The organism is Oryzihumus sp. (genome assembly GCF_054325275.1).
Genome location: NZ_JBTCWL010000075.1, coordinates 1 through 18,039, shown reverse-complemented (window position 1 = coordinate 18,039; position 18,039 = coordinate 1). Strand labels below are relative to the sequence as shown.

Sequence of the window (18,039 nt, the reverse complement as noted above, 5' to 3'; positions counted from 1 at the left end):
GGCTACAGCGCCGCGAGCCGGCGGCGCACCTCCATGACGTCCACGGCCTGCCAGTCGGAGTGGTCGTTGTGCCACCCGCGCAGGTCGCGGAACGCCGGGTCGTCGTTGGCCATGGCGTGGCCGATGACCCGCGAGGTCGGGATGCCCCACTGCGCCTGCAGCTGGTGCACCAGGCGCAGCACCGAGGTGATCTGCGCGTGCCGGGCCAGGATCTGCTGGTCGGCCCAGTGCGCGCTGTTGCCCGAGGTCGACTGCACCATCTCGATGCCGATCGCCTTGTCGTTCAAGCCGATCGTGTGCCGGCACAAGATCGTCACCGGCACGATCGCGTAGACCCGGCCGTCCTGGTCGACGATGAAGTGCGCGCAGGTGCCCGGCAGCTCGCCGGTGTTGGGCACATCCTGGGCGAAGGTGTTGCGTGCCGCGGACATCGTGCTCGTCTCGGTGAAGTGCAGCACGACCATCGAGGGCCGCAGGTGCCAGCTGGCCACGCCGTAGTGCCGCTTCGCATAGCTCGCGGTCTCCGCCTTCCGCTTCGCGGAGAACGGGATGTATGCCGCGACGACCGGCACGCGCGCGACCCCGCCACCGCTCCGGGTCGGTGTCGTCGTGGCCCGCGCTGACGTCGGCCTGGCCGGCGGCTTGCTGCTGCTCCGCCGCGGCGACGCCGCGGCGGTCGTGGTGGCCGGAGCCGCGCTGGTGACCGGTGACGAGGACGACGCGGCCGGCATACCGCCTGCCGCGGCCTGCCGTGGACCGCACGCGCCGAGCACCGCGGAACCACCCACCAGGGCCAGCGCCACACCGGCGCCGCTGAGGCTGCGAAGGAGCCGAGCACGTGACATCACAACGTGACACGGTAGCCCGGGCGGCAGCAGCCGACCGCGCCGGCAGGCATGATGGGCCGGTGACCTCACCCCGGGACAAGCCCGACACCCCTGCCGCCGCGCGCTCGCGGATGACGGGCAAGCAGCGCCGAGAGCAGCTGATCGAGATCGGCCGGAAGCTGTTTGCCGACAAGGGGTTCGAGGGGACCACCGTGGAGGAGATCGCCGCCAAGGCGGGGGTGTCCAAGCCGGTCGTCTACGAGCACTTCGGGGGCAAGGAAGGGCTCTACGCGGTCGTCGTCGACCGCGAGATCCGCACCCTGCTCGACGGCGTCACCGGCGCCCTGACCACCCAGGGGCACCCCCGGGCCCTGCTCGAGCAGGCGGCCCTGGCGCTGCTGGACTACATCGAGGGCTCGACCGACGGCTTCCGCATCCTCGTGCGCGACTCCCCCACCGGGCAGTCGACCGGCTCCTTCGCCAGCCTCATCAGCGACGTGGCCTCGCAGGTCGAGCACATCCTCGCCGCCGAGTTCAAGCGCCAGAAGCTCGACCCCAAGACCGCTCCGATCTACGCCCAGATGCTCGTCGGCATGGTCGCGCTCACCGGCCAGTGGTGGCTGGACTCGCGCAAGTTCAAGAAGGCCGACGTGGCCGCGCACCTGGTCAACCTCGCGTGGAACGGCCTGGCCGGGCTCGAGGCCAAGCCCTCGCTGCGCGCCGTGAAGGGCTGAGGTCACCCGGGCCGCGAAGCGACCAGCAGGTCGCGCGCCTCGGTGGTGCTCACCTGCCCGAAGCGGCGGTACCACTCCCCCACGCTGTGCAGGCGGGCCGGCTGCTCCAGGACGACCAGCTCGTCGTAGTCGTGCTCCAGCAGCGGCACGACCTCCGGTGAGGCGACCGGCACCGCCAGGAGCACGTGCCCCGCACCGCGATGCCGCAGCACAGCTACCGCCGCGCGGGCGGTCGCACCAGTGGCCACGCCGTCATCCACAACGACCACCGTGCGGCCCTTCACGTCGAGCGCACGGGTGTCTCCGCGCAGCTCGGCCGTGACCTGCTCGACCTGCTCGGCGGCGGCCGCCACGAGGCGCCGGATCTGCTCCGGGCTCAGCCCGCTGGCCTCGACCACGCGCTGGGTGAACGCGACCGCGCCACCCTCTCCGACGGCGGCCAGCGCCAGCTCGGGCTGCCAGGGCACGCCGACCTTGCGCACCACGAGCACGTCGAGCGGCGCCCCGAGCGCGGCAGCCACCTCGGCCGCCACCGGCACCCCACCCCGGGGCAGGCCCAGCACGACCACGTCGCTGCCGTGCCGCTTGGCCAGCTCGACGGCCAGCCGCTTCCCGGCCTCTCGTCGGTCCGTGAACACGCTGCCAGTCTGACCCGGCCGCGCCCCACCGTGACCGGGTCGAAGGTCAGGCCTGCTGGAACTCCAGCCGGTTGCCCACGGGGTCGTCGGTGTGGAACCGGCGCACGCCCGGCAGGTTGTCGTCCCAGCGCACCTCGCCCCCGGCCGCCCCGACCCGCTTGGCGAGGGCGTCGACGTCGGTCACCGCGATGCCCGGGTGCGCCTTGCGGGCCGGGGCGAAGGACTCCTCGACCCCGCAGTGGATCTCGCAGGTCCCGGCCCGGAACCAGGCACCACCGCGCGCGGCGAGCGCGGGCGGCTTGGCCAGCTCCTGCATTCCGAGCACGCCGACGTAGAAGGCGCGCAGCGTGTCCTCCGAGCCGGCGGGGCACGACACCTGGACGTGGTGCAGTCCGGCGATGAAGCTCATGTCCTTGTCCTCCAACGGTTTTCAGGCCCGGGTGCGGGCGACGGCGAAGAGGCGGCGGAACGGGAAGAGGGTGCCGAAGTCCTGGCGGGGGTACGCCTCACGCAGCCGGTCGGCATACGCATGCAGGAAGTCCGCCCGCTCCTGAGCGCCGGTGAGCACGTCGAGCACGGGCCGGAGCGCGGTGCCCTTGGTCCACTCCAGCACCGGGCAGTCCTGCTCCCCCGCCGGGTCGAGCACCTGCTGGTACGTGGTCTCCCAGACATCCACCGCACAGCCCAGCCCGGCCAGCAGAGCGGTGTATGCCGCGGGCTCGGCCACCGGGGCACCGTGCCGCAACGTGGCCAGGAGCTCGGCGCTGCGCGGCGCCGCGGCGGCGGTCTCGCGCAGGAGGCGGTGGGAGGGCGCCTCGAAGTTGCCCGGCACCTGCATGGCTAACCACCCGCCGGGGGCCAGCGCCGCCACCCAGCGGGGGATGAGCTCGAGGTGACCGGGCACCCACTGCAGCGTGGCGTTGGTGACCAGCAGGTCGATGCCAGCGGGCGGCTCCCAGTCGGCAACGTCGGCCTCGACCCACTCCACGCGGCCCTCGGGGTCGCCGGCCCGGGCCTGCTCGAGCATGTGCGGGGAGGAGTCGACGCCGACCACCCGCGCGGCCGCCCAGCGCTGCGCCAGGCCGAGGGTCAGGGCGCCGGCGCCGCAGCCGAGGTCGACGACCAGGCGGGGGTCCTGCACGCGCACGCGGGCCATGAGGTCGGCGAACGGGCGGCTGCGGTGGTCCTCGAACACGGCGTACTGCGCGGGGTCCCACGTCACCGGGCGGGCTGAGGTCATGGGCCCTCCTTCGCTCTCCTTGGAATCAAGTTTCTTGATATCAAGATACTTGACGGCCGCTAGACTTTCCAGCATGTCCGCCACCCCCGCCGACGAGGTCGACCGGATCGTCGACGCGTGGGCGCGCGAGCGGCCGGACCTCGACGTCTCGCCGCTGCACGTGCTCTCGCGTGTCTCCCGCCTGGCCCGGCACCTCGACCTCGCCCGCGGCTCCGCCTTCGCCGAGCACCACCTCGAGGGGTGGGAGTTCGACGTTCTCTCGGCGCTGCGCCGCGCCGGCGAGCCCTACCAGCTCTCGCCCGGCTCCCTGGTCCAGCAGACGCTGGTCACCAGCGGCACGATGACCAACCGGGTCGACCGGCTCGAGCGGCGCGGCCTGGTCCGGCGCAGCCCCGATCCCTCCGACCGGCGCGGGGTCATCGTGGCGCTGACCCCCGCGGGGCGCACCGTGGTCGACGCCGCGATGGCCGACCTGCTCCAGCGCGAACGCGAGCTGCTCGCCGAGCTGCCGCAGGGTGAGCGCGACGACCTCGCCGGCTTCCTGCGCCGGCTGCTCGCCCCTTTCGAGCGCTGAGCCCTCGGAGCACTGAGCCCTACGCCGTGCCGTAGCGGCCCAGGACCCAGTCGCGGACCACCCCGGCGACCGCGGAGAAGCCGTCCCCGGGGAACGGGCCGGCCGCGAGGGTCTCCCACCCGTGGCCGGAAGCCACCGGGAGGAACCGCTTGTGCCGCGCCGGCGCCGCGGCCACGAGCTCCCGCAACCGGCCGGCATCGGTGTCGGGGTCGTTGGCCGCGGCCACCACCAGGGTCGGCATCCTCAGGCGCGGGAGGGCCTTCGCCGTGTCCATGCCGAGGAACTCCACGGGGCCGGAGAGGTCGACCACCGCGTCAGCGTGCACGCGCTGCGCCGTCACGGTCACCGCCGTGCCGCCCATCGAGGCACCCACGAGCGTCACCCGACGCGCGCCGTGCGCCCGCGCCCAGGCCACCGCCACCGCCACCTGCGTCGGGATGTCGCCGGCGAACTCCGAGCCCAGGTCACACCGCGAGTCCCCGTGACCGCACAGGTCCAGCAGCACCGACCGCACGCCCTGCCCGCCCAGCCACGCGGCATACGGCCAGAAGCCGCACAGGCCCTGCCGGCCGGTCTCGTGCACGAACACCGCGGCCGTGGCTCCGGTGCCGACCACCGCACCCGTGAGGGTGTTGCCGGCGGGGCCGCCGATCCGGATCGGGGTGGCCGCCGCGTTGGGCAGGCCGCACCGGGCCACCACGGCGTTGGCGGGGTGAACGGAACTCGTCGCGGACGAGCTGGGACTCGGGGTCGCCGGGCCGCTGCCCGCCGTCGTCGCGGACGTCGAGGCAAGGGACGCCGGAGCCACCGCACCCCCGGATGTCGGCGCCGCGCAGGCAGCCACCGCGAGCACGGCGAGGGCCGCCACTACCGCCCCATCGCGCCGCCAAGCCGCCGCTCCACCGCGCCACCGAACCGCCGCTCCACCCCTGGGACGTGCCGCTGCACCCCTCGTCATATGTCGGACCTTACATATGGCTTACGGTCACGTCCATGACCGCGTCGACGTCATCCCTGGGCTATGCGCTGCTGGGCCTCATCGCCCGCTCGGCCGCGACCGGCTACGACCTGACCCGGCGCATGCACCGGCCCGTGGGGTGGTTCTGGACGGCCGCGCACAGCCAGGTCTACCCCGAGCTGGCCCGGCTGGAGTCCGGCGGCCTCGTCGAGCACGAGGTGGTCGAGGGCGCCGGACCGCGGCCGACCAAGCGCTACCGGCTCACTCGCGCCGGTCGCATCCGCCTGCGCGACTGGGTGGCCGAGCCGGCCGTGCGACCGCCGGACCGTGACCCGCTGATGCTCAAGATCTACTCCCTGTGGCTCCTGGAGCGGCCGCAGGCGGTGGCGCTGGTCGAGGCGACGCGCGCCGACCACGCGGCGCGACTGGAGGTGTATGCCGCGCAGGAGCGCGAGATGCACGCCCACCCCAAGGAGCTGGCGGACCCGGGGACCCGCGAGTTCGCGGCGTGGGCGACGCTGCGGGCCGGCATCAGCTTCGAGCGGCACCGGCTCGACTGGTGCGACTGGCTGCTCGCGCGGCTGAGCGACTGACGAGCCGGCACGCCCTCCGGCAGCGGCGGGCGGGACTAGCCGGCGACCTCGGCCGCGGCCAGCCAGGCCATCTCGAGCGACTCCCGCTCATCGACCACCTCGCGCAGCTTCGCGTTGAGCTCCAGAACCGCCTGGTGGTCGGTGGCCCGGGCGGCCATGTCGGCGTGGATCCGCTCCTCGCGCTCGGCGAGGCGGGTCAGCTGCTTCTCCACCCGCGCCATCTCCTTGCGCGCCTCACGCACCTCGGCCGCGGACGGGCCCTCCGCCGACGTGCTCGCCGATGCCGGCGCCGGCACGGTCGCACCTGAGGGGCTGCCGCTCGCAGCCTGCTCGGCGGCGTGCCGCAGCGCGAGGTACTCCTCCACCCCACCGGGCAGGTCGCGGACCTTGCCGTCGCCGAGCAGTGCCACCTGCCGGTCGCACATGCGCTCGAGCAGGTAGCGGTCGTGGGAGACGACGAGCAGGGTGCCGGCCCAGCCGTCGAGCACGTCCTCCAGCGACGTGAGGGTCTCGATGTCGAGGTCGTTGGTGGGCTCGTCCAGCAGCAGCACGTTGGGCTCAGCCATCATCAGCCGCAGCAGCTGCAGCCGGCGCCGCTCGCCACCGGACAGGTCGCTCACCCGGGTGCGCTGGCGGCTGCCGGTGAACCCCAGCCGGGTGGCCAGCTGGCTCGCGCTGACCTCCTTGTCGCCGAGCGTGGTGAACGCCTTGACGTCCTCGATCGCCTCGATGACCCGCCAGTCCTCGAACCGCTCGAGCTCGCGCACCTCCTGGGTCAGGAACGCCAGCGACACGGTCTTGCCGACCTTGCGGGTGCCGCCGGCCAGCGGCACGTCACCGCTGACGGCCCGCAGCAGGGTCGACTTGCCGGCGCCGTTGACGCCGACGATGCCCACGCGCTCACCGGGCGCGAGGCGCCAGGTGACCTTGTCCAGCAGCACCCGTTCGTCCACCGCCACGGTGGCGTCGACCAGGTCGATGACGTCCTTGCCCAGCCGCGTGGTGGCGAACCGCATCAGCGACACGTCGTCGCGCGGCGGCGGCTCGTCTGCGATCAGCGCCGAGGCCGCCTCGATGCGGAACTTGGGCTTGCTCGTGCGCGCGGGCGCCCCGCGGCGCAGCCACGCGAGCTCCTTGCGCAGCAGGTTGGCGCGCCGGTCCGCGGTCACCGCGGCCACCCGCTCGCGCTCCGCCTTGGCCAGCACGTATGCCGCGTAGCCGCCCTCGTAGGAGTGCACCTGCCCTTCGGCGACCTCCCACGTGGTCGTGGCGACCGCGTCGAGGAACCACCGGTCGTGGGTGACCGCGACCACGGCGGTCCCGGGACCGGTGCGCCGGGTGGCCAGGTGCTGGGCCAGCCAGGCGACCCCCTCGACGTCGAGGTGGTTGGTCGGCTCGTCCGGCAGCAGCAGGTCGGGGTCGGCGACCAGCAGCGCGGCGAGGGCCAGGCGGCGCCGCTCACCACCGGAGAGCGGCCCGACGGTGGCCTCCAGGCCACCCACGTCGCCGGCGTCGACCCCGCCGAGCAGGCCGTCGAGCACGTCGCGGATCCGCGGGTCGCCCGCCCACACGTGCTCGGGCCGGTCCCCGAGCACGGCCTGGCGGATGGTCGCGGCAGGGTCGAGCGTGTCGACCTGGCTGAGCATGCCGACGGTGAGGTCCCCGGTGCGGGTGACCCGGCCCTCGTCGACACCCTGGACGCCGGCCAGCACCTTGAGCAGCGTGGACTTGCCGCCGCCGTTGCGGCCCACGATGCCGATGCGGGTGCCGCCGTTGACACCCAGGGAGACGACGTCGAGGACGAGGGTGGTGCCGAGCGCCAGGGACGCGCGCTCGACGGAGACGAGGTTGGCCACGGTCAGTCGACCCTCGTCACGCTCGGGCCCGGCACGACCTGGGCGCCATGCACGGGGCCGGTGGCGCGCTTGACCCCGGCGGCGAGTCCGGACGCGGCCAGCGCAACGGCCAGGTCGAGGGCGACCTCGGGGTCGGGCACGATGAAGGCCACGGTCGGCCCGGAGCCGGATACGAGGCCGCCCAGGGCCCCGCACTCCGAGCCCAGCTCGAGCACCTCGCGCAGCTGCGGCTGCAGGGACAGGGCGGCAGGCTGCAGGTCGTTGACCAGCGCCTTGCCCAGCGCCGCGGCGTCGCCGGAGCGCAGGGCGGTCATCATCGCCGCCGTCGGCTGCGGCGGTGGGACGTCGCGCCCCTCCCGGAGCCGGTCGCACTCGGCATACACCCTCGGGGTGGACAGGCCGGTGTCACTGAAGGCGAAGACCCACTGGTAGGAACCGCGGGCAAGGACGGGCGCGAGCTGCTCGCCGCGACCGGAGCCGACCGCCGTCCCGCCGGCGAGGGCGAACGGCACGTCGCTGCCGATCTCGCCGGCCAGCTGCTCCAGCGCCTGCCGCGGCGTGCCCAGGCCCCACAGTGCGTCACAGGCCAGCAGGGCCCCGGCGGCGTCGGCCGAGCCCCCGGCCATGCCCCCGGCGACGGGGATCTCCTTGTGGATCGCGATGCCGACCGGTTCCTGGATGCCGGCCGCCTCGGCCAGCCGGCGTGCAGCACGCAGCGCGAGGTTGTCCTCGTTGTCGGGCACGAGGTGCGACTCGGCGCCGGTGACGGTCACGGACCAGTCGTCAGCGGGGCGCACCGTGACGTCGTCGTACAGGCTGACCGCCTGGTAGACGGTCGCGAGGTCGTGGAACCCGTCGGGGCGCAGGGGCCCGACGATGAGCTCGAGGTTGACCTTGGCGGGCACCCGGACCGTGACCGAGCGGGAGGGCGGCACGGCGAGACTCATGAAGGACACCCTAGGGCGAGGCGGGCGGAGGCGATCCGGGCGAAGGCGTCGATGTCGAGCTGCTCGCCGCGGGTGCGCGGGTCGATCCCTGCGGCGACCAGGACCTCCTCGGCCCGCGGCGCGGACCCGGCCCAGCCGGCGAGCGCGGCGCGCAGCGTCTTGCGGCGCTGGGCGAAGGCGGCGTCGACGCAGGCGAAGACGTCCTCCCGGCTGGCGTCGGTCACCGGCGCGTCGCGGCGCACCAGGGACACCAGGCCGGAGTCCACGTTGGGCACGGGCCAGAAGACGCTGCGCCCGACGGTCCCCGCCAGCCGGACGTCGGCATACCAGGCGGCCTTGAGGCTGGGCACGCCGTAGACCTTGCTGCCCGGGGCCGCGGCGAGGCGTTCGGCGACCTCGAGCTGGACCATGACCAGCACTCGGCGGATCGTCGGGAAGTGCTGGAGGAAGCCGAGCACCACCGGCACGGAGATGTTGTAGGGCAGGTTCGCGACGAGCGCGGTGGGCTGCGGGTCGGGCAGCTCGCGCACGGTCAGCGCGTCGGCATGCACCAGCGAGAGCCGGTCGGCGTGCCGCGGCGCCAGCGACGCCACGGTCCGCGGCAGCGCGGCGGCCAGCGTCGGGTCGACCTCGACGGCCACGACCCGGGAGACCTCCGGCAGCAGGGCCAGGGTCAGCGAGCCCAGTCCCGGGCCGACCTCGACGACGACGTCCTGCGGCCCGACACCGGCGACCCGGACGATGCGGCGCACCGTGTTGGCGTCGACCACGAAGTTCTGCCCCCACTGCTTCGTCGGCCGGACATCCAGCCGCGCCGCGATCTCGCGGATCTGCGCGGCCCCGAGCAGCCCGGCGATGGTGCCGTGCTCGTCGTTGTCAGCCATGCCCTGCAGCCTAGGGGGAACAGGACTGTGGCCCCGAACCGGTGAGGTCCGGGGCCACAGCCACTGCGGGTATGCCGTGCGTGCAGTGCCTCAGAGGTACTTGCCGCAGACCGGCCACTGGCCGGCACCCGAGCGGTTGTAGAGGATCTGCGCCCGCTGCGTCTGCTCCGCGGAGGAAGCGTCAGCCGGGCTGCCGGAGCCACCCACGGACTGCCACGTACCCATGTCGAACTGGTACAGGCCGTAGTAGGTGCCGGACGGGTCGACCGCGTGGGGGTTGCCACCAGACTCGCACTGGGCGAGGGCGGACCAGTTCAGCCCACCGGAGGACGGGATGGGCCCGGGGTTCGAGGTGGTCGACGCCTTGGTGCCGACCGCGACGACCGAGGCCACCGGCTGCGAGACCACGGTGACGGACTTGGCGACACGACTGGCCAGCTTGCCGTTGACGAAGGTCTGCGCGTAGGTGACCCGCTTCGAGCCCGCCTTGCCGGCCGTGATCGTCTTGGTGGTGCCCTTGGTCAGCGACGAGTCCGAGCGCTTGGTGACCGGCGCCGCGATCGGCTCGGTGACCGTGACCGTCTTCTGCTTGAGCCGGTCGATGGTGATGGTCGCACCCTGGGCGGTGAGCGGGGTACCCAGCCCGGGCTTGACCTTGTCGATCGGGCCGACCGGGACCTTGAGCTCGGCGAGTGCGTCCCGGACGGTGGCGCCGGTGGTGGTCGCGGTGCGGGTGTGCCCGTCGGCCTTGATGGTCACGTCCTTGGGCGTGCTCATCGTGACGGACAGACCCTGACGACCGAGGGGCATGTCACGCGAGACGCTCAGCCTGGCGCCGTCGGCGCGGATGCCGAGCTGCTGCAGGGCCGAGGCGACCGTGGTCGCGGTCGTCCAGTAGCTCTTCTGCTTGCCGTCGAGGGTGACGGACAGGACGCGGCCGTAGCGGACCGCGATCTTCTCGCCGTCATGGAGGGGGGAGTTCAGGGAGGGGGCGACCGTGTCGTGGGGGCCGAGCTTGATGTGCTGCTTGGCCAGAAGGTCTCCCACGTTGTCGCCGAAGGTGTGGACCGAGGAGGTCTTGCCGTCCACCGAGAGGGCGACTGCCTTGTCAAAGCTCGTAAAGCCGACTGCGGCGGCAACGGCTGTGGCAACGACAGCGGCCTGGGCGATGCGCCGAACCGGGAATGTGATCACGATGCTCCAGAGCTAGGGCTCCCCGGGCACGGACTCGACCGGCTCGTCATCACGTCGGCTGGGGCCCCTCGCGGAAGCGTGACCCGCTGTCAGGCAGGTCGGTCCAGCAACGAACAGGGGGCTCGCGGCGACGCCGCGCGCCCCCCGATGCGCGCCGACCGAGGGTGTTCCGATCCCGGCCAACAGCTGTCCACCATGCCGACGCGGCATGGAAAGGTCAACTGGAGGTAAATGACAGCCATGTGGTTCGCCAACCCTGGATGGCCGGTCACCAGGGGCCGTAGACACGCTCCGAGGTGGCCGCGATCGCGGTGCACAGCGACGGCACGTCGACGTTCAAGACCCCGGCCATCGAACGCACGGTGAGGGGCACCAGGTAGGAGGCGTTGGGGGCCCCGCGGTGGGGTGACGGGGTGAGGTAGGGGGCATCGGTCTCGACCAGCAGCTGGTCCAGCGGGGTCACCGCCAGGGCGTCCCGCAGACCCGCCGCGTTCTTGAACGTCACGGTGCCGGAGAAGCTCAGGACGTAGCCCCGCGCGACGCACTCGCGGGCCATCGCGATGTCGCCCGAGAAGCAGTGCAGGACAGTGTTGTCCGGGGCGCCCTCCTCCTCGAGGATGCGCAGCACGTCGTCGTGGGCGTCACGGTCGTGGATCTGCAGCGCCTTGCCCGTGCGCTTGGCCAGGTCGATGTGCCACCGGAACGAATCCTGTTGAACACCAACGCCTTCGGGGCCCGTGCGGAAGTAGTCCAGTCCGGTCTCACCGACAACCCGCACCCGCGGGTGCGCGGCCAGCCGCTCGATCTCGGCGTAGGCGTCCTGCAGCTCGCCGCGGGCCTGGAGCCGCGGCGCCTCGTTGGGGTGCAGGGCCACCCCACCCAGCAGCGCGGGATACCGCTCGATGACCTCGACGGTGAACCGCGCGCCGGGCAGGTCGCACCCGATCTGGACCATCCGCGGCACCCCGACCGCGGCTGCCTCGTCGATCGCCTGCTGCAGGTCCGGCGGTGCCTCGCCGTCGCGGCTGATGTCGAGGTGGGTGTGGTTGTCGACGACCGGGATCGGCAGCGGGTCCGGCGCCGGCGGGCGGTCCCCGTGGCTCACTCGTCGGCCTCGTCGCCACCCAGTCGCGCCAGCTCCTCATCGACGACGGAGGGGTCGAGCTTGGTGAAGATCGGTGTGGGTTTGTTCACAGATGCACCCACGTCCACGGGTCGAGAAGCCCATTCCGGAGTGTGGGAGTACTCGCCGGTGATCACCGGGTAGGGATGCCCGTCGTCGAGGTCGGTGACCTCGTCGATCCGCGGCATCGGCATGAACTCGCCCGTGCCGCCGAAGGTCGTGTGCACCGCGTTGGCCGAGTGCGGCAGGAACGGGGACAGGATCGTGTTGCAGTCGAGCACTGCCTGCGCCGTGACGTGCAGGATCGTGCCGAGGCGCTCCCGCTCGTCCTCGCCCTTGAGCTTGAACGGAGCCTGGTCGGTGACGTACTTGTTCACCTCGCCGACCACACGCATCGCCTCGGCGATGGCCTGGCGCAGCCGGTGCCGGCCGATGAGGTCCCCGACGGTGTCGAAGCCCTCGCGCACCGTCGCCAGCAGCTTCTCGTCGTCGTCGGTGAGCTCACCGGCCGGGGGGATCTGCCCGAAGCTCTTGGCGATCATCGACGCGGTCCGGTTGACCAGGTTGCCCCAGCCCGCGACCAGCTCGCCGTTGGTGCGCGTGACGAACTCGCGCCAGCTGAAGTCGCTGTCCTGGCTCTCCGGCGCGGCGGCGCACAGGAAGTAGCGCAGCGCGTCGGGCTGGTAGCGCGAGAGGACGTCGCGCACGTAGATGACGTGACCGCGCGAGGAGGAGAACTGCTTGCTCTCCATGGTGAGGTACTCCGAGGAGACGACCTCGGTGGGCAGGTTGAGCACGCCGTACTCCCCCGGCTCGCCGCCGTGGTCGCCGCGGCCGGCGTAGGCCAGCAGCTCGGCCGGCCAGATCTGGGAGTGGAACGTGATGTTGTCCTTGCCCATGAAGTAGTAGGACAGCGCCTCCGGGTCACCCCACCACTCGCGCCAGCGCTCGGGCTCGCCCAGCCGGCGGGCCCACTCGACCGAGGCGGACAGGTAGCCGATGACCGCGTCGAACCAGACGTAGAGCCGCTTGGTCGGCTGCTCGCGCCAGCCGTCCAGCGGCACGGGGATGCCCCAGTCGATGTCGCGGGTCATGGCGCGGGGCTTGATGTCGTCGAGGATGTTGAGGCTGAACCGGATCACGTTGGGACGCCACGTCCCCGACGCCTCCCGGCCCTCCAGCCACTCGCGCAGCGCACCGGCGAGGGCGGGCAGGTCGAGGAAGAAGTGCTGGGTCTCGATGAACTCCGGCACCTCGCCGTTGATCTTCGAGCGGGGGTTGATGAGCTCGGTCGGGTCGAGCTGGTTGCCGCAGTTGTCGCACTGGTCGCCGCGAGCCTCGGCGTAGCCGCAGATCGGGCAGGTGCCCTCGATGTAGCGGTCCGGCAGGGTGCGCCCGGTCGACGGCGAGATCGCACCCTTGGTGGTGCGCTCGATCATGTAGCCGTTCTTCCAGACCTGGGTGAACAGCTCCTGCGCGACCGCGTAGTGGTTCGCCGTCGTCGTGCGGGTGAACAGGTCGTAGGAGCACCCGAGGGCGTGCAGGTCCTCGACGATGACCCGGTTGTTGGTGTCCGCGAGCTCGCGGGCGGTCACGCCCTCCTTGTCGGCCTGCACGAGGATCGGAGTGCCGTGCTCGTCGGTGCCGGAGACCATGAGCACGTCGTGCCCCGCCATCCGCATGTACCGGCTGAACACGTCGGAGGGCACGGCGAACCCGGCCACGTGGCCGAGGTGCCGCGGACCGTTGGCGTACGGCCAGGCGACTGCAGACAGGACCTTGCTCATGCCCCGAATCCTAGGGGTGAGGTGCATCCCCTTTTCCGCTGCGTGGGTGGTGGTTGCCACCGGAGGTGTCATGATCGCCCGGTGCCCGACCTGCGCGAGACCCTCGACGTCGCTGCCCCCGCGGACCTGGTCTACGACCTCGTCGCCGACCTGCCCCGCATGGGTGACTGGTCCCCGGAGTGCGAGAAGGTGACGTGGCGCGGCGGCGCGACCGAGGCCGCCAAGGGCGCGGAGTTCATCGGGCACAACCGCGCCGGGTCGATCCGCTGGGTCACCCAGGGCCGCGTGGTCGGCGCCGAGCGCGGCCGCAACCTGGCCTTCGAGATCACCTTCGGGCCGATGCCGGTGGCCCGCTGGGAGTACTTCATCGTCCCGACTGCGACCGGCTGCACCGTCGTCGAGGAGTGGACCGACCGTCGCCCCGGCTGGTACCGCGTGCCCGCCGACAAGGCCTTCGGCCCGCGGCTGAAGCTCAACCGCCGCGGCATCCAGAAGACGCTGGAGAATCTCAAGCGGGCCGCGGAGCGCCTCGCCGCCTGACCCTCAGCCGCGCCGCGCGGCGACGGCCGCGTCGTACAGGGCCTTCTTGGACAGCCCGGTGCTCGCGGCGACGTCGGCGGCGACGTCCTTGAGCCGCTCCCCGGCTGCCACCCGTTCCTGTATGACGCGCAGCGCCTCGTCGGGGTCGCTCACCGCAGCGGGGGCACCCCCGACGACGATCGTGATCTCGCCCCTGACGCCGTCGGCCGCCCACGCGGCCAGATCGGCCAGGTCGCCCCGTCGGACCTCCTCGTAGGTCTTGGTCAGCTCGCGGCACACTGCCGCCGGGCGGTCAGCCCCGAACGCCTCGGCCATCGCGGCGAGCGTGGCGTCGAGCCGGTGCGGCGCCTCGAAGAAGATCATGGTGCGCCGCTCGTCCTTGAGCGCGGCCAGGGCCCGGGCGCGCTCACCGGGCTTGCGCGGGGCGAACCCCTCGAAGCAGAACCGGTCGACCGGCAGGCCCGAGACGGCCAGGGCCATGAGCACCGCACTGGGCCCGGGCACGCAGGTCACCCGGACGCCGGCCTCCACCGCGGCCGAGACCAGGCGGTAGCCCGGGTCGGAGACCGACGGCATGCCGGCATCGGTGACCACGACGACACGGGCGCCCTCGCGCAGCCGCTCGAGCAGCTCGGGGGTGCGGGAGGACTCGTTGTGCTCGTGGTAGCTGAGCACCGAGCCCGTGGGCTCGACCCCCAGCGCGGAGCACAGCCGCTTGAGCCGCCGGGTGTCCTCGGCGGCAACGACGTCGGCGGCGGCGATCTCGCGGGCCAGCCGGGGCGCGGCGTCGTGGGGATCGCCGATCGGGGTGGCGGCCAGAACCAGCACGCCGTGGTCGGAGGCGCGCTCGCCGGGGCTGGTCATCACTGGTCGATCCTCTCAGGTCTGTCCTACAGTCGAGCGACCCGGCGGTGCCGGACCCGAACGACCGGCAGGGCCGCCGTGAGCCATGGGGGGACACATGAGCAGCACAGACGTCGGGGCTGGGACAGCCCTGGTGCAGAGCTTCCGCGCCGCCGCGGGCGGGCGGCTGTCGGCGAGCCCGGTGATCAGCACCCTGCTGCTGGCGGTCGTGGCCGAGCCCGAGCTGGGGGCACCGCTGGAGGCCGCCGGCCCCGAGGCCCGCCTGCAGCCCACGCGACTGTTCACCGCCGTGCACCACCTGCTGCGGACGACGCTGCCCGAACACCCCCTGGCCCACTACTACCCGGTGCTCGACGGGCCGTACCCACCGGACGGCGGGCTGGTCGACGCCTTCCGGGACCTGGTCTCGACCCACGGAGCGGAGCTCGGCCGGTTGTGCCGGCGGCCGCTGCGGCAGGACGACCCACTGGTCTGGTCGATCGTGCGACCCGCCGTCTCCCGCGCCGCGGCCGCCCACCCCGGGCGCCAGGTCGCGCTCGTCGAGCTCGGCGCCACCGCCGGGCTGGGCCTGCTGCTGGACCACTACCGTTTCGACTACGGCACCGACCTGGTCGGCGACGGTCCGGTGCACCTCGCCTGCCGGCTGCTCGGGGACACCCCGCAGGACCTGCACCACCCCTTCACCGTGGGCAGCCGGGTCGGCCTGGACCCGGACCCGGTGGTCGCCGCCGACGTCGACGCGGTCGACTGGCTCCTGTCCGGGGTGTGGCCCGAGGACGTCTCGGCCCTGGACCGGCTGGAGTCGGCGCTGTCACTGCTGCGCGAGGTCGAGGTGGACCTGCGTGGCGGCCAACTGCCCGACCTGCTGCCGGCGGCGCTGGCCGACCTCCCGGACGACGAGCTCCCCGTGCTCGTCGGCAGCCCGGCTCCCGGCTGGACCCCCGCGAACGACCCGCTGGCGGCCGTGCCGGCCCAGCTGGCTGCTGCCGGTCGCGACCTCGTCTGGGTCATGGCCGAGCCGGCCGGCCGGGCGCTGCCGCTCGTGACCGCCGGCACCGTGGAGGCGGACGCGGCCGAGCATGTGCCCACGGCGGTCACCTACCGGGACGGGTCCGTGACCGACGTCAGCCTCCTCGGCCGGTTCGACGCGCGGCGGACCTGGCTGGACTGGGACCCGACCCCGCTGGCGCCGCGGTGAGCAGCGACGCCGGCCGCACGGCATGCCGGATGCCGGGGCGCGAGACCCGGTGACCACGCGCGTCCTCCTTCCAGCGGACACAGACCCACTGCATACGATGACCGCCATGACCCCCACCGAGCAGCTGCGATCACGCCTGCTCGGGACCAGGCCGACCGACCGGCTGTGGGGGTGGCTCGCGCCGCTGATCGTCGCCGCCGTGGGCGGGTTCCTGCGGTTCTGGAAGCTCGGCGACCCGCACCAGCTGGTCTTCGACGAGACGTACTACGTCAAGCAGGCGTACTCGATGATCCAGCACGGCTTCGAGGAGCGGGTGCCGGACAACATCAAGTACCCCGACGCGATGTTCACCAGCGGCACGCCGGATGTCTTCGGCACCACGGCGGACTTCGTCGTGCACCCCCCGGTCGGCAAGTGGGTCATCGCCGTGGGCGAGCAGCTGTTCGGCGTGACCAGCTCGGTCGGGTGGCGTTTCTCGGTCGCACTGCTGGGCACGCTGTCGATCCTCATGATCGGCCGGGCCGGGCGGCGCCTGTTCGGCTCCACGCTCATGGGGACGATCGCGGCGATCCTGCTGGCCTTCGACGGCCACCACTTCGTGCACTCCCGCACCGGGCTGCTCGACCTGATCGTCATGTTCTGGGCGTTCGCCGGCTTCTGCGCGCTGCTCGTCGACCGCGACCGCTCGCGGGAGATCCTGGCCCGGAAGGTGGGGGCGCTGCGCGAGGCCGGACAGGCGCCGGGCACGGGCCGGCTGCTCTACGGCCCGTGGCTGGGCTGGCGCCCGTGGCGCTGGGTGGCCGCGGTCTGCCTGGGGCTGTCGGCCGGCACCAAGTGGTCGGGGTTGTTCTTCCTCGCCGTGTTCGGCCTGATGACGGTGCTGTGGGATGTGGGCGCCCGGCGCGCGGCCGGCATACGGCGCTGGTTCCCCGGGGCCGTGGTGCTCGACGGGGTGTTCGCGGGCGCGGTCATGGTGGGCGTTGCGGCTTCGGTCTACCTCGCCTCGTGGACCGGGTGGTTCCTGTCGAAGGACGGCTACGACCGGCAGTGGGCGATCACCCACCCCTCGCGGTCGTTCGGCTGGGTGCCCGACGCCCTGCGCTCGCTGTGGCAGTACCACCAGGAGATGTACCGCTTCAACATCACCTTGTCCTCGCCGCACCCGTACAAGACGAACCCGTGGTCCTGGCTCATCCAGGGCCGCCCGACGTCGTTCTTCTACGAGGGACCGAAGAAGGGGCAGGACGGCTGCACCGTCGACCTGTGCAGCAAGGCGATCACCTCGATCGGCACGCCGACGATCTGGTGGGGCGCAGCGGTCGCGCTGTTCGTCCTGCTGTTCATGTGGGCGCTGCGCCGCGACTGGCGCGCCGGGGCGATCCTGGCCGGCTTCGTGGGTGGCTACCTGCCGTGGTTCAACTACCAGCAGCGCACGATCTACAGCTTCTACGCGATCGCGTTCGTGCCGTGGATCGTCCTCGCGGTCACCTACGTGCTCGGCATGGTGATCGGCCCGGAGAAGGCGTCGCGCCGTCGCCGTAAGTGGGGGTTGGCGACCGCCGGTGCGTATGTCGTGCTGACGGTCGCGCTGTTCGCGTTCTTCTACCCGATCTACACCGCCCAGGTGATCCCGTACACGCAGTGGTCGTGGCGGATGTGGTTCCCGAGCTGGATCTGACGCCGACGTGCTGAGCGCCAGGGTGTGGGGGTCGGACAACCGGTGCGCTCCGCTGCTCCACGGGAGCATGGCTGACTCCTCGACCTGGCGGGTCGACCCGTCGCTGGCGGAACACGGCTACCGGGTGATCGCCCTGCACCTGCCCGGTCACGGTGCATCTCCCGCCAACCCTGGCGCGAGTGTCGAGTCCCATGCCGCTGCCGTGCTGTCGGATCACCGTCGCGGACGACGGACGCCGGTCGCAGCAGGATCGCAGTCAGCCGCTCGACACGGCCTGACCTGCGCGGACATGCCGCTGGCCCGGCAGGTTCCGGGCCGGGTGCGGTGCGGGGGCCTCAGGTGTGCCAGGTGACCCCGGTCGCGGTGACGGTGGCGGTCCAGCCGCGCTGGTGCACGATCGTGTG

19 protein-coding genes are annotated in these 18,039 nt (G+C 72.6%); 7 read left to right on the top strand and 12 right to left on the bottom strand.

What is annotated here, in order from left to right; genetic code table 11:
* Positions 1 to 2: 2 nt before the first annotated feature.
* Positions 3 to 845 carry a peptidoglycan recognition protein family protein gene (locus ACXVGS_RS16275; protein ID WP_458537188.1) on the bottom strand — a complete coding sequence of 281 codons (843 nt, stop codon included), beginning with the start codon at positions 843 to 845 and terminating at the stop codon, positions 3 to 5.
* Positions 846 to 958: 113 nt separating this feature from the next.
* On the opposite strand from ACXVGS_RS16275, the gene ACXVGS_RS16270 reads away from it, so the two are divergent.
* Complete coding sequence (locus tag ACXVGS_RS16270) at positions 959 to 1,561, top strand: TetR family transcriptional regulator (RefSeq protein ID WP_458532045.1); 603 nt, start codon at positions 959 to 961, stop codon at positions 1,559 to 1,561.
* A gap of 2 nt (positions 1,562 to 1,563) precedes the next feature.
* Here the strand turns inward: ACXVGS_RS16270 and ACXVGS_RS16265 are convergent, their stop codons facing one another.
* From ACXVGS_RS16265 to ACXVGS_RS16255, 3 genes are read right to left on the bottom strand one after another with little or no spacing between them, the layout of a single operon-like run.
* Complete coding sequence (locus ACXVGS_RS16265) at positions 1,564 to 2,199, bottom strand: phosphoribosyltransferase (RefSeq protein ID WP_458530406.1); 636 nt, start codon at positions 2,197 to 2,199, stop codon at positions 1,564 to 1,566.
* Between the two features lie 46 nt (positions 2,200 to 2,245).
* Entirely contained in the window at positions 2,246 to 2,608 is a 363-nt protein-coding gene (locus tag ACXVGS_RS16260) for a VOC family protein (protein ID WP_458530407.1), read from the bottom strand.
* Between the two features lie 21 nt (positions 2,609 to 2,629).
* Positions 2,630 to 3,439, bottom strand: a complete 810-nt coding sequence (locus tag ACXVGS_RS16255) for a methyltransferase domain-containing protein (RefSeq protein ID WP_458537187.1) — start codon at positions 3,437 to 3,439, stop codon at positions 2,630 to 2,632.
* 73 nt (positions 3,440 to 3,512) lie between these two features.
* Between ACXVGS_RS16255 and ACXVGS_RS16250 the strand changes: the two genes are divergently transcribed.
* Positions 3,513 to 4,013, top strand: a complete 501-nt coding sequence (locus ACXVGS_RS16250) for a MarR family winged helix-turn-helix transcriptional regulator (protein WP_141787104.1) — start codon at positions 3,513 to 3,515, stop codon at positions 4,011 to 4,013.
* A gap of 19 nt (positions 4,014 to 4,032) precedes the next feature.
* Here the strand turns inward: ACXVGS_RS16250 and ACXVGS_RS16245 are convergent, their stop codons facing one another.
* Complete coding sequence (locus ACXVGS_RS16245; RefSeq protein ID WP_458536097.1) at positions 4,033 to 4,713, bottom strand: alpha/beta hydrolase; 681 nt, start codon at positions 4,711 to 4,713, stop codon at positions 4,033 to 4,035.
* 293 nt (positions 4,714 to 5,006) lie between these two features.
* Here ACXVGS_RS16245 and ACXVGS_RS16240 point away from each other — a divergent pair, with 293 nt between their 5' ends.
* On the top strand, positions 5,007 to 5,564 hold the full coding sequence (locus tag ACXVGS_RS16240) for a PadR family transcriptional regulator (RefSeq protein WP_458530410.1): 558 nt from the start codon (positions 5,007 to 5,009) through the stop codon (positions 5,562 to 5,564).
* Between the two features lie 35 nt (positions 5,565 to 5,599).
* Here ACXVGS_RS16240 and ACXVGS_RS16235 read toward each other — a convergent pair whose 3' ends face one another.
* The 6 genes from ACXVGS_RS16235 to metG all read right to left on the bottom strand — a co-directional run bounded on the left by ACXVGS_RS16235 (position 5,600) and on the right by metG (position 13,355).
* Complete coding sequence (locus ACXVGS_RS16235) at positions 5,600 to 7,420, bottom strand: ABC-F family ATP-binding cassette domain-containing protein (RefSeq protein ID WP_458537186.1); 1,821 nt, start codon at positions 7,418 to 7,420, stop codon at positions 5,600 to 5,602.
* A 2-nt stretch (positions 7,421 to 7,422) separates the two neighbouring features.
* On the bottom strand, positions 7,423 to 8,367 hold the full coding sequence (locus ACXVGS_RS16230) for a 4-(cytidine 5'-diphospho)-2-C-methyl-D-erythritol kinase (RefSeq protein ID WP_458537185.1): 945 nt from the start codon (positions 8,365 to 8,367) through the stop codon (positions 7,423 to 7,425).
* Complete coding sequence (rsmA, locus tag ACXVGS_RS16225) at positions 8,364 to 9,251, bottom strand: 16S rRNA (adenine(1518)-N(6)/adenine(1519)-N(6))-dimethyltransferase RsmA (RefSeq protein WP_458537184.1); 888 nt, start codon at positions 9,249 to 9,251, stop codon at positions 8,364 to 8,366. The genes ACXVGS_RS16230 and rsmA overlap by 4 nt, the downstream gene beginning before the upstream one ends.
* 90 nt (positions 9,252 to 9,341) lie before the next feature.
* Complete coding sequence (locus tag ACXVGS_RS16220; RefSeq protein ID WP_458532628.1) at positions 9,342 to 10,340, bottom strand: ubiquitin-like domain-containing protein; 999 nt, start codon at positions 10,338 to 10,340, stop codon at positions 9,342 to 9,344.
* Between the two features lie 373 nt (positions 10,341 to 10,713).
* Complete coding sequence (locus ACXVGS_RS16215) at positions 10,714 to 11,550, bottom strand: TatD family hydrolase (protein WP_458530415.1); 837 nt, start codon at positions 11,548 to 11,550, stop codon at positions 10,714 to 10,716.
* Entirely contained in the window at positions 11,547 to 13,355 is a 1,809-nt protein-coding gene (gene metG, locus ACXVGS_RS16210; protein ID WP_458532627.1) for a methionine--tRNA ligase, read from the bottom strand. Before metG ends, ACXVGS_RS16215 begins: the two co-directional genes overlap by 4 nt.
* 81 nt (positions 13,356 to 13,436) lie before the next feature.
* Here metG and ACXVGS_RS16205 point away from each other — a divergent pair, with 81 nt between their 5' ends.
* Positions 13,437 to 13,895: an SRPBCC family protein gene (locus ACXVGS_RS16205; RefSeq protein ID WP_458532626.1), complete on the top strand. Its 459-nt coding sequence runs from the start codon at positions 13,437 to 13,439 to the stop codon at positions 13,893 to 13,895.
* A gap of 3 nt (positions 13,896 to 13,898) precedes the next feature.
* Here ACXVGS_RS16205 and rsmI read toward each other — a convergent pair whose 3' ends face one another.
* On the bottom strand, positions 13,899 to 14,759 hold the full coding sequence (gene rsmI, locus ACXVGS_RS16200; RefSeq protein ID WP_458530417.1) for a 16S rRNA (cytidine(1402)-2'-O)-methyltransferase: 861 nt from the start codon (positions 14,757 to 14,759) through the stop codon (positions 13,899 to 13,901).
* A 97-nt stretch (positions 14,760 to 14,856) separates the two neighbouring features.
* On the opposite strand from rsmI, the gene ACXVGS_RS16195 reads away from it, so the two are divergent.
* The 3 genes from ACXVGS_RS16195 (at position 14,857) to ACXVGS_RS16185 (ending at position 17,987) form a co-directional block, all read left to right on the top strand.
* A complete protein-coding gene (locus ACXVGS_RS16195) occupies positions 14,857 to 15,957 on the top strand; it encodes a DUF2332 family protein (RefSeq protein ID WP_458537183.1) in 1,101 nt (366 codons plus the stop codon).
* 106 nt (positions 15,958 to 16,063) lie between these two features.
* Positions 16,064 to 17,635 carry a dolichyl-phosphate-mannose--protein mannosyltransferase gene (locus ACXVGS_RS16190; protein ID WP_458530419.1) on the top strand — a complete coding sequence of 524 codons (1,572 nt, stop codon included), beginning with the start codon at positions 16,064 to 16,066 and terminating at the stop codon, positions 17,633 to 17,635.
* 7 nt (positions 17,636 to 17,642) lie between these two features.
* Positions 17,643 to 17,987: an alpha/beta fold hydrolase gene (locus ACXVGS_RS16185; RefSeq protein ID WP_458532622.1), complete on the top strand. Its 345-nt coding sequence runs from the start codon at positions 17,643 to 17,645 to the stop codon at positions 17,985 to 17,987.
* Positions 17,988 to 18,039: the final 52 nt, after the last annotated feature.

Excerpts from the sequence above, each read along its gene's own strand:
- ACXVGS_RS16275 (WP_458537188.1), bottom strand. The coding sequence starts at position 845 with ATGTCACGTGCTCGGCTCCTTCGCAGCCTCAGCGGCGCCGGTGTGGCG.
- ACXVGS_RS16270 (WP_458532045.1), top strand. The coding sequence starts at position 959 with ATGACGGGCAAGCAGCGCCGAGAGCAGCTGATCGAGATCGGCCGGAAG.
- ACXVGS_RS16260 (WP_458530407.1), bottom strand. The coding sequence starts at position 2,608 with ATGAGCTTCATCGCCGGACTGCACCACGTCCAGGTGTCGTGCCCCGCC.
- ACXVGS_RS16255 (WP_458537187.1), bottom strand. The coding sequence starts at position 3,439 with ATGACCTCAGCCCGCCCGGTGACGTGGGACCCCGCGCAGTACGCCGTG.
- ACXVGS_RS16250 (WP_141787104.1), top strand. The coding sequence starts at position 3,513 with ATGTCCGCCACCCCCGCCGACGAGGTCGACCGGATCGTCGACGCGTGG.
- ACXVGS_RS16240 (WP_458530410.1), top strand. The coding sequence starts at position 5,007 with ATGACCGCGTCGACGTCATCCCTGGGCTATGCGCTGCTGGGCCTCATC.
- ACXVGS_RS16230 (WP_458537185.1), bottom strand. The coding sequence starts at position 8,367 with ATGAGTCTCGCCGTGCCGCCCTCCCGCTCGGTCACGGTCCGGGTGCCC.
- rsmA (WP_458537184.1), bottom strand. The coding sequence starts at position 9,251 with ATGGCTGACAACGACGAGCACGGCACCATCGCCGGGCTGCTCGGGGCC.
- metG (WP_458532627.1), bottom strand. The coding sequence starts at position 13,355 with ATGAGCAAGGTCCTGTCTGCAGTCGCCTGGCCGTACGCCAACGGTCCG.
- rsmI (WP_458530417.1), bottom strand. The coding sequence starts at position 14,759 with ATGACCAGCCCCGGCGAGCGCGCCTCCGACCACGGCGTGCTGGTTCTG.
- ACXVGS_RS16195 (WP_458537183.1), top strand. The coding sequence starts at position 14,857 with ATGAGCAGCACAGACGTCGGGGCTGGGACAGCCCTGGTGCAGAGCTTC.
- ACXVGS_RS16190 (WP_458530419.1), top strand. The coding sequence starts at position 16,064 with ATGACCCCCACCGAGCAGCTGCGATCACGCCTGCTCGGGACCAGGCCG.